Below are 14,209 nucleotides of genomic sequence, written 5' to 3'. Positions count from 1 at the left end.
AGGCCTCCTAGTTTCTGAAGCTGTGGATTGGAGCCGGGATACGGCCGCCGCGGTTGATAAAGTCTGCACAGCCGAACTTGCTTACAGGCATTACAGGGCAGCCTCCGAGAAGGCCGCCGAACTCAACCCATTCACCTGCCTTTTTGCCAGGAGCAGGAATAAGGCGGCATGCTGTAGTTTTATTGTTTACCATACCGATTGCAAATTCATCAGCGAGAATACCAGAGATTGTTGTAGCAGGAGTATCACCAGGAATGGCAATCATATCAAGACCTACAGAACATACTGTAGTCATAGCTTCAAGTTTTTCAAGGCAGATAGAACCGTTCTTTGCAGCTTCAATCATACCTTCGTCTTCTGAAACAGGAATAAAGGCACCTGAAAGTCCGCCGACGTTTGTAGAAGCCATAACACCGCCTTTCTTTACCATGTCAGTAAGCATTGCGAGGGCAGCAGTAGTTCCAGGAGCACCACAACCATCAAGACCGATTTCTTCAAGGATGCGGGCAACTGAGTCGCCGACTGCAGGAGTAGGAGCAAGACTTAAATCCAGAATACCAAACTGAACGCCAAGACGTTTAGCGGCTTCACTACCTACAAGCTGACCCATACGGGTAATCTTAAAGGCCATCTTTTTAATACCATCAGCGAGTACGTTGATTGGCTGACCTTTATATTCCTTTGCTGCTGCAAGGATAACTCCAGGACCAGATACACCAACGTTGATTACACAATCAGCTTCTCCAGGACCATGGAATGCACCTGCCATAAACGGGTTATCTTCCGGTGCATTGCAGAATACAACGAGCTTTGCACAGCCGTTTACTTCGCAGTTTTTAGAAACCTCTGCAGTTTTTACGATTGTTTCACCCATCAGCTTTACGGCATCCATATTGATACCAGATTTTGTTGATCCAACGTTTACAGATGAACATACAAAATCAGTTGAAGCAAGGGCTTCTGGAATTGAGTCGATGAGGATGCGGTCAGCAGGAGTAATTCCTTTCTGAACGAGGGCAGAAAAACCACCGATAAAGTTTACGCCGAGCTCGTGAGCACAGCGGTCGAGGGTTTTAATATATGGAACGTAGTTTTTAGCTTCACTTGCACCGGCAACCAGGGCAATTGGAGTTACGGAAATACGCTTGTTGATGATTGGTACACCGAACTCCTTTTCAATATCCTGACCAGTTTTTACGAGATTCCCGGCCTTTTTCATAATTTTGTCGTAAATCTTGTCGCAGGCTCGTTTGCTGTCTGAATCAGCACAATCCAAAAGTGAAATACCCATTGTAATACAGCGGATATCCAGCTTCTGTCGCATAAACATATTAACTGTTTCCTGAATCTCTACTGGTGAAAAAATCATATTAAGCTCCTGATTTAAGGTGATTGTTAAGTATTTTAATGAAAACTGTTAATGGGGGCAAGGTAGGAAAATTAGTTGTAAAACGGGGGGCGTTGCGGGGGTGTCCCCCGCAGAAGGGGTAGCGGAAGACCGCTGAGCGGGCTGAAGCGAGGGGGAGGCATCCCCCTCTTATCCTGTAAATTTACGGTCTGTTAGGACGAGCCTTAGCAGGACGCTTTGGTCTTGATGGCTTTGATGGTCTGGAAGGTCTTACCACTACAGGTCGTGGAGGTGTTGTTGCTGCGTGGAAAACTCCACCGATAATACTTCCTACAACAAGTGCTCCAAGAATATCGTCTGCATCAACTGAATCTTCAACAACTACTGTCTGAACTTTTACATCAGTTGGTTTGTCTGCATAATAATCCTTTGGAACTTTCTGCTTAGCTTTTCCAATTACAGTATCATCATAGTTATCAACAAGTTTTGCGCTGATAATGTAATTTGGACCATCTGCTTCAATTTTTCCTGTACAGATGTAGTCGGCATCAGTTGATTTTGCAACTACTTCAAGAACATCTGCGCAATAAAGTGAGAACTGAACAGATTTAGAAATCTTCTTACGTTCGTTATTGCTTAATTCAGAATTGAACAGTTTTACGGCAACTGTTGCACCTTCATCATCTAAATCTTTCAAAAGTTTTTCAACAAGATCATCAAAAGGATCTGAAGCGTTAGATTTAGCAAAAGCAAATCCTGCAGAAACTGTAAATAAAATCAATAAAATAGAAAGAATCTTTTTCATAAGGTCTTATCCTCCTGGAAAAAGCTCTTAAATAAGTTTTTCAAGTCCGGCTTTTTCCGTATTCACTATTATAACACATGTGAGGAGAAAAAGTGTCACTCTATTTGTTAATCTTTATCCAGTCCCATACTGCAGGATCTTCCTGACCAATTCTCCAGAATCCCATTTTTTGTATACCGGCATTCTGATAAAGGCGGCAGAGTTCGACTACGGAATAGGCATCATTAAAATATCCGGTTACATCTACCTGTGCTGTATATTTAAAAGTCGGAATATCATTTTCGTATGTGACTTCCGGAACTTTATGCTCTGTCATAATTCGGTTTGCACCGCTGAAATACCACGCACCTGCTGTTGTTTCACTTGCCCAGGTTCTTCCATAGAAAGGAATTCCCATAATCAGTTTTTTAGGTGGAATTGCTTTCTGAGCGTATTCCATGACTTTACGGCACCAGTCAACTGATGCTACTGCGCCAGGGCGTCCGCCAGACCAGTGTTCATCGTAGGCCATAACAAAAACACGGTCACAGTATTGTGCTATTTCTGTGTAAGGATAAATATCTTCGGAAAGAAGTTTAAAGCGGGCTGGTACACAAATAGAGAACCATTTTGCTTTTCCAAGCATATAACGTAAATCTGAACAGAAGGTGATAAAGTTTTTACGGTCTCTTGCCGGTACAAGCTCGAAATCGATTTGAACTCCGTCGTATGGAGCTCCGGCTTTTACAATTGCTTTAAGAAGATTCTTTCTTGCACTGCTTCCCGGTTCAAGGATGAAATGTGTTAGTGATTTACTGTCACAGGTGATTACGAGATGGCAGCGTGCCTTTCCTGTATTTATGCGGTTTCTGTTTGGTATACCTGTAAGTTCGCCGTAGCAGTTTACTTCGGCTGAGAAAAAGCATACGTCTGTTAATGGAATGGAATTATCATATTCATCCAGACGGCTCTGCATTACGTAACCCCAGCTTTCGCGTAAAGGAACTGGATTTCCGGTTGGCTGACGCAGGGTATAAAGGGGAACAAGAGGTTTTTCTTCTTCTTCCAGATTTACAGAAGGTTCATCGCCTTTGTAGGCATATTCAACCTCTTCTGTAGGAATTTCTGTATCAGCTTTTCCGCGGGCAGAACAGGCACAGCAAAAAACTGAGAGGACAATTAATAAGCTGATTGTTTTCTTCATAATAAAGATTATCGGCAGTATGTGCCTCTAAGTTGTGATAATTCTTTATTATAATGTAATGATTTTCCACATTGGATCTTCATTTGGATGCAGTTCCAGGATATGTTTTTCACATGAGAGAACCTCGGAAGGGTCATGTGTAACATGGAGCATTGTTGTTGTGCCTCCATTACCAATGAGTTCCATCAGCTGAAGGATTTTTGAACGATATTGTTCATCAAGTCCATGGCAAGGTTCATCAAGAATAAGAATTTCCGGAGTTTTAACGGCTGAGCGTAGAATAAGTATAGCTCTCTGCTCACCGTAACTGAGGGAACCAAAACTTTCTGATTCACGGCCTTCAAAACCGCCGAGTGCAAGCCACTTTTTTGCTGTTGCTATTTCAAGGTCGGTAGGAGTTTCTCCATATAAACCAATACTGTCTCTGAAGCCGCTGATAATTACTGCCAGCAGGGAAGTTCCGCCGAGCATACGGTATTCAACATGCATTCTGTAAGAAACAATTCCAAGTCTTTTTTTGATATCCCAGATTGTTTCGCCTGAACCACGGCGGTTACCAAAAATACGTATATCGTTGCTGAAAACCTGCATATTATCGCCGGTAATAAGCTCGAGGAAGGTCGTTTTTCCGCTTCCGTTTGGACCGCGCACAAGCCAGTGTTCGCCGCGAACCAGCTTCCAGTTAAGGTGACTGAGAACCTGGTGATCATCCCAGCCAACATTAACATCGTTCATTTCTACAAGGACTTCACGATTATCGAGGTCTTTGACGGAAGCTGTTGTATTCAGCTCCTCAAATCCATCCTTAAAATTCTGACGTTTTTCTTCTTCGTCAGCCGCTCCCTGTTTTGAACGTTCCTGTAAAAGAGCTTCATAACCAGAGCGTTCTCCACAGTAAGAAACCTTTTTATCCCGGAATTCCAGAACATGTGTGATTGCATCAGGAATCTCGTGCCAGCGTTCCATTCCAAGAATCAGCTGAGGAAAGCCTTTTTTCCGTGCAATTGAATCAAAAAAGTCCAGAAGAATAGTGCGGCTCTGAACATCCAGCCCCGCAAAAGGATCACTTAAAATCAGGAATTTTTTGCCTGAAACAAGGGCGCGGGCCAAGAGTGTACGGCGGATCTCTCCGGTAGACATATATTTGAGGCCGCGGTCCAGAATCTTCTCGATTCCGCAAAGTTTTATAGCAGGTTCGTTTTCAATATGAAATGCTGCATCCGGCAGCGGCATACCTTTTTTGAGTTCTGGATAAAGTGCCTGTGCAATAAACACTCGTCCGGTACGGCCATGGTCAACACCGCCTTCAAGATAATCACTTTCATCATTTTCGCGTTCTTCCTGAATAAGGCGTGCAGCCCGTTCCAGTGAAACAACATCAGTAGAATCAGAAAAGATATTGGAAAAAAGCCCCTGGTCACCATTCAAAAGAGTTTCATTAGGCGTAATTTTAAGTCCGGAGTTTCCTGCCAGCGCATTCAAAAAATCTGCCTTACCGCTTCCATTTGGACCGGTAACGAGCCAGACTTCTCCTTCATTGAGCTTCCAGGTGATATTAGGTATAAGTACGTCACGGTTATTTTCAATTCTACAGTTCTGAACAGTTATAAAGTTTTTGCACATACGAGGATTATAATCAATTTAGTTCTCAATGTGTACTGTTGCCCTAGAAGAATTAAATCATTAAAATAATCATCATGAGTACTAATAACGAATTATGCCCATGTGGTTCGGGCAAAACATACAGCGAATGCTGTGAACCAATTATCAAAGGAAAAACAAAAGCTCCAAGTGCAGAAGCATGTATGCGTGCACGCTACACTTCTTATGTAAAGCACGAAATTGATTACATCATCAATTCTTGTGAAGAAGGTGAAGGAATCGGCGAAATCGACCGCCAGGCAACAGAAGAATGGAGCAAACAGTCACAGTGGAACGGACTTAAAATTCTTCGTACAGAAAACGGTGAAAAAGAAGACGAGCAGATTGTAGAATTCGAAGCAGATTATACACTTCACAATATGCACGATGTTCATCACGAAATTTCTCTTTTCAAGAAAGTTGGAGATGACTGGAAATATGTTGCAGGAAATGTAATTCCTACAACAGTAAAGCGTGTTGGTGCAAAGGTTGGACGTAATGATCCATGTCCTTGCGGAAGTGGTAAGAAATATAAGCAGTGCTGCGGCCGCTAGTACTTTTGTAGACGTATGGTAGTAACAGGCTTTCATTCGATAGAAGAAAAAATTCGCGCATCAAAGGGTAAGGACAAAACATCTGCTCCTGCCGGGCTTAAGCTTTATTACAGCAAGCCAGGTCCGCGCGTTAAGAAAATTCTTGCTTCTGCAAAAGAAGCAGGAATTCCTGTAATTCAGTCAGATGACAAAAAACTCGATACTCTTGTAGCTGGTCTCGATGAACCCCTGCGCGACCATCGTGGTCTTGTAATGGAAATCGAAGGCGGCGAAAAACAAACCGCCAATATAGTAGATTTTGATTCCTGGATAAAAACCCATAGCGGCGACCTTCCAGAGAATAAAAACCGCCTTATTGTTGTTATTCTGGACAGTGTTACAGATCCTCATAATGTAGGTGCAATTATCCGATGCTGTGACCAGTTTGGAGCAGCTCTTGTTGTACTTCCAGAACACAATAGTGCCAGTGATATAGCTGGAAACGAAGTAATAGGCCGTACAAGTGCTGGAGCCAGTGCCTGGGTGCCTGTAGCAATCGTAAATAACCTTGTTCGTACTGCAGAACAGTTCAAAAATGCAGGTTTCTGGATTTATGGAGCCGATGCTGGTGGAGAAAACTGCCGTAAAATAGAGTTCGCTCCAAAATCAGTAATTATAATGGGCAGTGAAGGAACAGGAATAGCACAGCTTCTGGAAAAACAGTGCGACACCATAGTTTCAATTCCAACCTGCGGAAAAATCGACAGCTTAAACGTTTCTGTTGCAGCAGGCGTGCTGTTATATGAGCTTAGTAAATAGTGATTATATAAATATCAGAATTATATTCATGACAAAATTGACAAAAAGTGTCATAATGTTATAATAATATAAAAGTGAGGTAACACTATGTCCAGACAAGATGAAATTGCACAAAAAGCAGTCAGAAAATCTACATTAAAATCTCTTAAGTCAAAAAAACGTTCAAGACTTAAGCAGCTTAAAATTGATTACGAAAACGCCGTTCAGCAGATAAATATTCAGTACGCAGAAGATCCAGAGCGTCTTAAGGCAAAATATGCAGCTGCAGAATATGCAAAAACAGAACGTGCCATGAAGCGTGCAGAAAAACGCATTGCAAATGAAAAACGTCTTCTGGAGCTCGCAAAGAAATCACGCCGTTTAACAGTAGGCGAGGAAATCGGAAGTTCAATCGTTCAGGGAATTGGCGTAATGCTTTTTATTGCTGCAACAGCAATTCTGGATACAATCGCAGTAGGTCAGCTTGATAGCTTTGTAAATATTACAACAGTTTTCTATTCGCTTTTCGGAGCATCAATGATTCTGATGTACCTCAGTTCAGTACTTCAGCATGCACTTACAAACATCACAGCAAAACAGGTATTCAACCGCCTTTCTCATGTTTTCTCATTCCTCATCATAGGCTTTGGCTACAGTGCATATACAATTACAAAGATTCAGGGAGAAATAGGCTGGATTCTTTTCGGAATCGTATGGGGCCTTGTATTTATCGGAATCCTTTTCTACTCAATTGCCGGCGAAAAATATGACAAATTGAACGTAGCACTTTACATTCTCGCAGGTTTCTCAGGACTCTTCGTAGCAAAAAATCTTTTCGAAGTTCTTTCAGCAAAGAGCTTCAGCATGCTCGTTCTCGGAGCAGTTTTCTATCTCATAGGAATCATTTTCTACAATCTCAAGAAAATCAAGTTCATGCACCTCCTCAGCAACATCATAATGCTGTTCGGCAGCGTATATATTTTCTTCTCGTTGTTCTTCCTCGGAGCATAAATCATAAAACAGAAGGAGGGGAAAGTCTTCCCCTTCGTCCGCACTTCGTTGCGGCCTACCCTTTCTAACGGGGGCTTCGCCCCCGTAACGCCCCCATTCATATTCCTTTTATAATAAATCCCGTATAAAACAGTTTTTATTTTTATCAAACTTATATTTAAACATTCCGTTTGTATCAGTGTACTGCTCGTTTCCGCACCAAAGAGTTGTAAGATTGTCGAGATTATAGATTACACTGTGGATTGTCAGAATATAATCGTCAGCTTTGCGGTTTGGGCGTATAGTTCGCTGAGCAATTTTCTGCAGAATCTTCATTGCAGACATTTCATCTTCAATAATAGCGTCTGTTTTGGAAAGTTCGTCATACAGAATATTGTAGCGGTCCCAGCCTACCAGAGTTTTTGTACTGTATTCCTGGTAGTAGCCTGGTTGAATGATAAAGTTTGTAACCCACTGAAAATCCGATTCTGCTTCGTGAGGACCAATATGCTCATCAGCATCATTATAAGTAACGACAAGTTTTCTTAAGGCCCCTTTATTATCAGAACCGTTTTTGCCGTATACCCATTCTAGAATCGCACTTCTTCCAGAGCGGTCTGTAATCATTATGTGAAATGAAGTTCCGGCTGAATCGTGCATATCATAAGCTTTTGCAAAATCTATAGCTTCTTCCAGGGAATCTGCATAATCCAGAATCATTCTGATAAAAGTAGTTGGAGAAAAATCAGGAAGATCTGTATTCTGATCTGTAGCAATGACATTTCTACCATCTCCCTGATAGGTCATGTAAATTCCACAACTTACACCGGCGTCATTTATTCCGTCGAGAGGGGCATAAGGAGCAGCGAGGCAGTAAGCTTTTGAAATAAGATTATTTACATTTTTATAGGCCGGAATATTTATAAAAGAAAGGTCTACAGTTGAAATTGAAGCATGACGATTTTTGTTACCTTTAATCCGGACAATACATGTATTTGTAGAATAAAGATCATAATTTCTGGCAAAAAGATGTTCTCCGTTTGGCTTACGTGCAGTAAAAGAAGAACAGCCGATTTTTGAAGTTTTGATTTTAAGCTTCAAAAGCCCCTTTGTCATTTTATTCATAATGAAATCCAGTAGCTCTCTGTCATTTTTTGCACCGCCCTGAGCAAGGTAATCATCAAAATAATAATCACCATTAAACGACATTTCGTAGATTCCACATTGCAGAGAATTTTCTACGCGTGGCTTAAGAACTTTGATAGATGAAATAGCAGATATTTCATTTCTAAAGATAATACTAAATACTACTGCAGTAATCAGAACCAGCGCCAGAATTGAACTTAAAATGATACAGATGATTTTTGATACTTTTTTCATATAAAGTGAACTCCTTTTGTTATTAAGACACTGTAAATTAAGATTAAATAAATTTCGCTTTTATCTCTTCAAGAACCTTCAGGTCTTCAATCGCTGCAGATAGAGAACTTAGCAGCTTTTCTTTTTTATCCAGAAAATCAACTGCATTCTGAATCATATTTGAAAAGTATCCGGTTTTCTTAGGGAGATGAATGCTCCTGTCTTTCGAAAGTGAAAAGAACCCTGTGTACAGTTTTGATTCCTTGCGTCTGTAGAATTTGGCATAACCGTTGCCAAGACAGATTCGGCCCTCTGTGCCAAGAATATCAAGACCAAAGCTGAAAAAGCGGCTGCGGCCACTCATACTGATTGTTACGACTGCACAGGATGGAGTTGAAAAATGTGCGCTGAAGTTTCGAACCACATCTTTATCATCTTTGAAAATTCCAGTAACAAGAGGTTTGGAAAGTTTTTCATCCAGAAGCCAGCTGATTATATCAACAAGATGAGTTCCGTCATGAAGCAGGCTGTAGGCACCGTCGTTTTCAAACTCTTTGCCGTAAATACGCAGGCCTGAATACAATTCTCCGCGGACAGACTGCAAGGTCCCAATATTTTTCAGATAAGTCTTTGCCATATTATAGTCTGCAGCAAAGCGTCGTTCATGGTTGACCATAACCGGAACTCCGGCTTTGTCTGCGGCTTCAGCAATTTCAGCAGCCTGGATGCTGTTTAGCGCGACTGGTTTTTCCAGAATAATAAGGCGGGGTTTTGCCTCAATAGCTGCAAGACACTCTTTCATGTGAGAGTCTTCGTTTACAGCGACAGTAATTATGTCGGGAGTTGGTATTTCGTTGTACATCTCTTCGCTGGAAGAAAATGTTTCTGCGCCTTTTACAAATTTCTTCCAATCTGCAAGATGTTCCGAGTCTGTGTCAGCAGCGGCAATCAACTTAATGCGTTTGTTGCCTAATAAGGCCATTGTATGAGAAGCAGGCTGTTCACGTTTTTTGTCAAAACCAAGAGAAAAACCAATGTGCCCTGTGCCGACCAGAGCCGCTGTGTAAATCTTAGAATTATTTTTTGAATTCAACGACATATCTTAACTATAGTCTATAATAGGTTAGAAGATTTTGAAAGTTTTTCTTATTCATTCCTGAAACCAGAAAGTGAAAATAATTGAGATAAGAAGTTCCAATAATTATCTGCGCTCTTTTTGTAGTTTTTAATATTTTTTTCTGATAAATCAAATGTGTAATTTTCATTGAATATTAAATAATTAAAAAAGTGATACACCAATTTATCAGATTCTTTTAATTCAGAATAATTAATTTTTTCTAAATCAGATTTCTTTTTCAAAAATATATATTTTTGAATTCCTATATCTAAATCCGTTAAATAATAATAAAATCTTTCTGCAAAAGATGTTGGATCTGTTCTTGTATTTCCCCAAACAAGCCATGGCCAAATATCTAATTCAAATTTTTGAATTGGTTTGTCGTAGGTTCCATAATTATATGAACCTTTATTCCAGTCATTTGTAACAAGATTCCCATCTTTATCAAACACAGCTTCCTCACCTGTGTCTTTTATATAAACCTTATTATCTTCTTCACCACGCATTTTATGAATATTATTTTCATAAGTATTTTTTAAGATGAAGTTTATTGCAGATAATCGTTCTGTTGGAATTTCAGAATCTAAATTTATGTTTAGTTTATTTAATCCATTCTTTAAGCAAATCTCGATATTTTCTTCTTTATATGAATTCTCAAAAACAGATAGAATCGTTTCTTCAGATTGCATTGAAGTTACTACCAAAGAAAAAACTATACTTAGCAAAAAAAATCTTTTTTTCATATTTATCTCCTGTATTAGAATTCAAGCCTCTTTTTTTGAAAAAGGAAGGAATCCTCATTAATTTCAATTATCATGGAACAACCAGTCTGGTCTGTAAAGCCTGTCATTCCAATTGAACCGAGTTTATCTCCTTTTTTAATCTTTTGCTTTTTTGATACTGAAATAGTTCCAAGATTGCAATATGTAACTTTAATTCCCAGTGAATTGTAATCAGCAATAATATATAATCCTTTTATATTGTCAAAACCGATATCAACAACACCTTCACCTAAACTGTAAATAATATCTCCTTCATTTCCTGGGATAAAATATTCATTTTCAGTTTTAGTTTTTTTTGGAATAAGGTTTTCTAAATCTTCCGAAAAAAGAGAAGTGCAAAATAAAATTGTAATAACAACAAGTAAATATTTCTTTTCCATTTTTTATCCTTTAGCACCAAATACATTGAACCAAGCTCTTTCTTCAAAGGCTTTCTTTCGAGGCATAGAAGGCTCTGATTCTGCGATTCCTACAGGCAAAATACATACGAGGTCATAATCATCTGGAACATTCAGGATTGCTGCGATTTTGTCGCAGATGCGGTCAGTGTCGGTGATGTGGCCTTCGTACCAGCAGCTCTGATAGCCGAGTTCGACAATTGCGAGAAGCATATTCTCGATGGCAGCGGAATAATCCTGAACGGAAAAACATCTGTCGCGATACGCATTTATTTTTTGAGAAAGCACACAAATCATTGCAGGGGCTGTTTCGCAAACTGGAGGTTCAATTACTGAGTTAATCTTTTTGAGAATCTCAGCATTATCAACACAGATTAAGCTAGTGGTCTGCTTGTTGCAGCCGGAAGGGGCGGCAAGGCCAGCTTCCAGAATCTTCTGTAAGTCTTCTCTTGGAACAGCCTGATTTTTATATTTACCGCGATAACTGCGGCGAGTCATGATGGTATCTATTGTATTCATTTTGTTTTCTCACTTAAAAGCGCCCCAGTGCGGGCGTCCACATAACAACTGGTTGTACCGCAGACAGCTTGACCCGCTGTCGGCTACGAACCTTTGTTATACGATTATTTATCTTCAAACAAGATTCTTGCAAAATCTCGTTTTGAATACATTATTCTTATTACTCTTACAATATTACCATCAATTCTGTAAAAGATTGAATAATTATTAGCCAGAACAAATTTATAATCAGTTGGAAAGGGAACATATCTTTCTATCGGAATACCAGCTTCTGCAAGGGTAGATAAGTTTTCATATGTTTCAACAATATTTAAGACAGTATTATGTGCAGCAATAGGATTTTGAAGTTCATTTTCTATGTAATTTTTTATTTCTAGTAAATCTTCTGCAGCTTGTGGAGTAACCTTTACTGTATACATTAAAGACCTACCATTTTTCTGACTTCAGCAGTATCCAACCAGCCATTTTTTGCTGCAGAATCTTCTCCTTTTTTTAATTCTGCAAAAAGAGTTTTTGTGGCGGTTAATCTTTCGTAATCTTTTATTGTGATAACTGCATAACTTCCTCTTCCGTTTTTTGTGAGAAAAACAGGAGATTCATCTGCGACATCCTGTAACACTTCATTGTAATTTCGTAAATCAGATACAGGTTTTATTGATATCATGTGTACCTCCTAACTTCGTAAAATATTACGAACATATTATCTTAAGGTATTTCTTAACTGTCAAGTAATATTTAGTATTAATTAGTGCTTTATTTTTTCATGATAATCATCAAATATTTTTATTAGATGATTTTTTTCTTGGTTAGTAACAGGAATTGGTGTATTTTTATTAAAACACGCTCCTTTCTCTGACATGAAAATAATGCAGAAAATAAGAACATATAGTTCTGCAACTTTTTCCTGATTTTTATTCAGATTCATTTCATCTTTCAAATAATCTATATAATCCAAATTAGCCTTCATACTTAATAGAGCCATTGTCGTGAGGCTAAGGAAATAAATCTGATCTCCAAAAGTAATCCAATCAAGGTCAATTATTCCAGAAAGCTTTCCTTCATGTATAAGCGCGTTTTTTGTTGTTACATCATCCAAAAACGGTTGAGGTTTTATAGTTAAAAAATATTCTCTAAAATCAGGAATTAAATCTCGAACTTTCGAAACATATTCTGTGGCAAAAATATTATTTTTTCTTATGCCGTCTTCGGCTCTTTTGATTTCGCTTAATATAAAGTCTTCCCAGGTATTGAATAGATTGTCAGAATCTTCATAAGAATTAAGTGAACCAAATCCTCTTGCCATAGGAAGTTTCTTAATTTCCTGCTGATAATAGATAAGCCTTTTTGCGATATTTTTCTTTTCATCTTTTGAAAGTGATGAATAAACAATACCTAGATCTTTTCCGGATATAAAAGTCATTATAAAATAATATGGAGATGTAGAAGTGTTTTCTGCAATTACTTTTGGAGTTGGAATATCCAGATGTTTTATTTTATCCAACCAATAGGTAGCTCCGGAAATTATATTTTTATCATCAGAAATTTTTATTACATATTTATCGTCACAAATCTGGACTGTATAAACATAGCCTGCTAAACCAACAGTATTTCTTATGATTTTAGTTGGAAGCGTGTGGAAAAAACTATTACATATTTCATTTACAATTTTTTCTGTCATTTTTCTAAATTACCAGCCCAGTGGGCTGTGCGTATAACAACTGGTTGTACCGCAGGCAGCTTGACTGCCTGTCGGCTACGAACCTTTGTTATACGATTTATATTTAACGATATACTACCGTTATTAAATATAAAAATACTACAATAATTATAATCCATGCAACATTAATTATTCCAGATACTATAATTTGTTTCTTCAAAGATTTTCTTTTATAAATATTTTCTTTATTTGTCTTGCAAAATTGTATTATAGAATACACAAACCAAACTATTGTTATAATAGGAAGTAACTCAATTAAGAATTCCATTTGTTTCTCCATTTTAAGTGCCATTTAAAGGAGGACACATAATAAATGCTTTAATCGTTGTATATAAAAGTTTTTTATATACTAGCAGCAGCCATTCCAAAACATGCAAAATCATATATAATTATATAAACCCAAAATATGATATTAGAAATTGTATTCAATTTTTGTGATATTACATTATTACTATTATAAAGTCTGATGATTAAAATTCTTAGGTAATAATATATTATAAGTATTATTGAAAAATAAAAGAATGGTGCATTTAAATAGTTTTCAAAATTTGGAATTAATTCTATGCAACTGTGTGAAAAAATCATTAAGCCAGATAATACAATGAAAACAAATTGTGTCACACTTTTATTTACATTATTATTCTTTGTTTTTAATACAATGAAAGTTAAACTTGCAATAAATACTATAAGAAAAATACAACCAAATATAATGAAATTCTTTATATGGAAATGATGAAGATCCGATTCAAAATTATATAATGTATTAAATAATGGGAAAGCCGGTAAGAAAATAAACCCTAAACAGCTTTTTAATAAAGATTTATTTTTCCTTAAAAAAATCCAACCTAAAATAGAAATAATAAATGTAAAGAAATAAACAGTAGTATGAAATACAAAGTGTTTATTAATTCTGAAAATAGCATCTATTCCATAAAGAAAAGTGTAAATCATATATATCCTTTTTTTCCTTTTCTGAAGCAACGAAAGTCGCGTACTTTTCTTTCTTGCACCCCAGTGCG

General features: G+C 37.9%; 16 protein-coding genes. 3 read left to right on the top strand and 13 right to left on the bottom strand.

Annotated elements, in window-relative coordinates; translation table 11 throughout:
- Positions 1–7: 7 nt before the first annotated feature.
- From AABJ44_RS14280 to AABJ44_RS14265, 4 genes are all read right to left on the bottom strand, one after another.
- Positions 8–1,369, bottom strand: a complete 1,362-nt coding sequence (locus tag AABJ44_RS14280; RefSeq protein WP_338369702.1) for a PFL family protein — start codon at positions 1,367–1,369, stop codon at positions 8–10.
- A gap of 181 nt (positions 1,370–1,550) precedes the next feature.
- A complete protein-coding gene (locus AABJ44_RS14275; RefSeq protein WP_338369701.1) occupies positions 1,551–2,153 on the bottom strand; it encodes a hypothetical protein in 603 nt (200 codons plus the stop codon).
- Between the two features lie 100 nt (positions 2,154–2,253).
- Positions 2,254–3,336, bottom strand: coding sequence for a glycosyl hydrolase family 18 protein (locus AABJ44_RS14270; RefSeq protein ID WP_074643667.1), 1,083 nt, complete (start codon positions 3,334–3,336; stop codon positions 2,254–2,256).
- 48 nt (positions 3,337–3,384) lie between these two features.
- Positions 3,385–4,959, bottom strand: coding sequence for an ATP-binding cassette domain-containing protein (locus tag AABJ44_RS14265; protein ID WP_338369700.1), 1,575 nt, complete (start codon positions 4,957–4,959; stop codon positions 3,385–3,387).
- A gap of 74 nt (positions 4,960–5,033) precedes the next feature.
- Here AABJ44_RS14265 and AABJ44_RS14260 point away from each other — a divergent pair, with 74 nt between their 5' ends.
- The 3 genes from AABJ44_RS14260 (at position 5,034) to trhA (ending at position 7,319) form a co-directional block, all read left to right on the top strand.
- The gene (locus tag AABJ44_RS14260) at positions 5,034–5,531 is read left to right on the top strand and encodes a YchJ family protein (protein WP_074643671.1); all 498 of its coding nucleotides are present in this window, start codon (positions 5,034–5,036) and stop codon (positions 5,529–5,531) included.
- A 15-nt stretch (positions 5,532–5,546) separates the two neighbouring features.
- Positions 5,547–6,329 (top strand): 23S rRNA (guanosine(2251)-2'-O)-methyltransferase RlmB, encoded by a 783-nt coding sequence (rlmB, locus tag AABJ44_RS14255; protein WP_338369699.1) that lies wholly within the window; start codon positions 5,547–5,549, stop codon positions 6,327–6,329.
- Positions 6,330–6,416: 87 nt separating this feature from the next.
- Positions 6,417–7,319, top strand: coding sequence for a PAQR family membrane homeostasis protein TrhA (trhA, locus tag AABJ44_RS14250; protein WP_074643674.1), 903 nt, complete (start codon positions 6,417–6,419; stop codon positions 7,317–7,319).
- Positions 7,320–7,427: 108 nt separating this feature from the next.
- Here trhA and AABJ44_RS14245 read toward each other — a convergent pair whose 3' ends face one another.
- The 9 genes from AABJ44_RS14245 to AABJ44_RS14205 form a co-directional block, all read right to left on the bottom strand.
- Entirely contained in the window at positions 7,428–8,678 is a 1,251-nt protein-coding gene (locus tag AABJ44_RS14245; protein WP_338369698.1) for a carcinine hydrolase/isopenicillin-N N-acyltransferase family protein, read from the bottom strand.
- 43 nt (positions 8,679–8,721) lie between these two features.
- Positions 8,722–9,756: a Gfo/Idh/MocA family protein gene (locus AABJ44_RS14240; RefSeq protein WP_338369697.1), complete on the bottom strand. Its 1,035-nt coding sequence runs from the start codon at positions 9,754–9,756 to the stop codon at positions 8,722–8,724.
- Between the two features lie 47 nt (positions 9,757–9,803).
- On the bottom strand, positions 9,804–10,517 hold the full coding sequence (locus AABJ44_RS14235; protein ID WP_338369696.1) for a hypothetical protein: 714 nt from the start codon (positions 10,515–10,517) through the stop codon (positions 9,804–9,806).
- Positions 10,518–10,531: 14 nt separating this feature from the next.
- Positions 10,532–10,936, bottom strand: a complete 405-nt coding sequence (locus tag AABJ44_RS14230; protein ID WP_338369695.1) for a peptidoglycan DD-metalloendopeptidase family protein — start codon at positions 10,934–10,936, stop codon at positions 10,532–10,534.
- Between the two features lie 3 nt (positions 10,937–10,939).
- Positions 10,940–11,473, bottom strand: coding sequence for a nitroreductase family protein (locus AABJ44_RS14225; RefSeq protein ID WP_338369694.1), 534 nt, complete (start codon positions 11,471–11,473; stop codon positions 10,940–10,942).
- Positions 11,474–11,577: 104 nt separating this feature from the next.
- Positions 11,578–11,892: a type II toxin-antitoxin system RelE/ParE family toxin gene (locus AABJ44_RS14220; RefSeq protein WP_338369693.1), complete on the bottom strand. Its 315-nt coding sequence runs from the start codon at positions 11,890–11,892 to the stop codon at positions 11,578–11,580.
- Positions 11,892–12,137 carry a type II toxin-antitoxin system prevent-host-death family antitoxin gene (locus AABJ44_RS14215; protein WP_338369692.1) on the bottom strand — a complete coding sequence of 82 codons (246 nt, stop codon included), beginning with the start codon at positions 12,135–12,137 and terminating at the stop codon, positions 11,892–11,894. Before AABJ44_RS14215 ends, AABJ44_RS14220 begins: the two co-directional genes overlap by 1 nt.
- 81 nt (positions 12,138–12,218) lie before the next feature.
- A complete protein-coding gene (locus AABJ44_RS14210; RefSeq protein WP_338369691.1) occupies positions 12,219–13,151 on the bottom strand; it encodes a phosphotransferase in 933 nt (310 codons plus the stop codon).
- A gap of 381 nt (positions 13,152–13,532) precedes the next feature.
- Positions 13,533–14,141 (bottom strand): hypothetical protein, encoded by a 609-nt coding sequence (locus AABJ44_RS14205; protein ID WP_338369690.1) that lies wholly within the window; start codon positions 14,139–14,141, stop codon positions 13,533–13,535.
- Positions 14,142–14,209: the final 68 nt, after the last annotated feature.

The sequence above is a fragment of the Treponema bryantii genome (genome assembly GCF_036492245.1).
GTDB classification, from domain to species: Bacteria; Spirochaetota; Spirochaetia; order Treponematales; family Treponemataceae; genus Treponema_D; species Treponema_D bryantii_C.
Note: the sequence above shows the minus strand (reverse complement) of the source record. Positions and strands in the feature narration are given on the sequence as shown.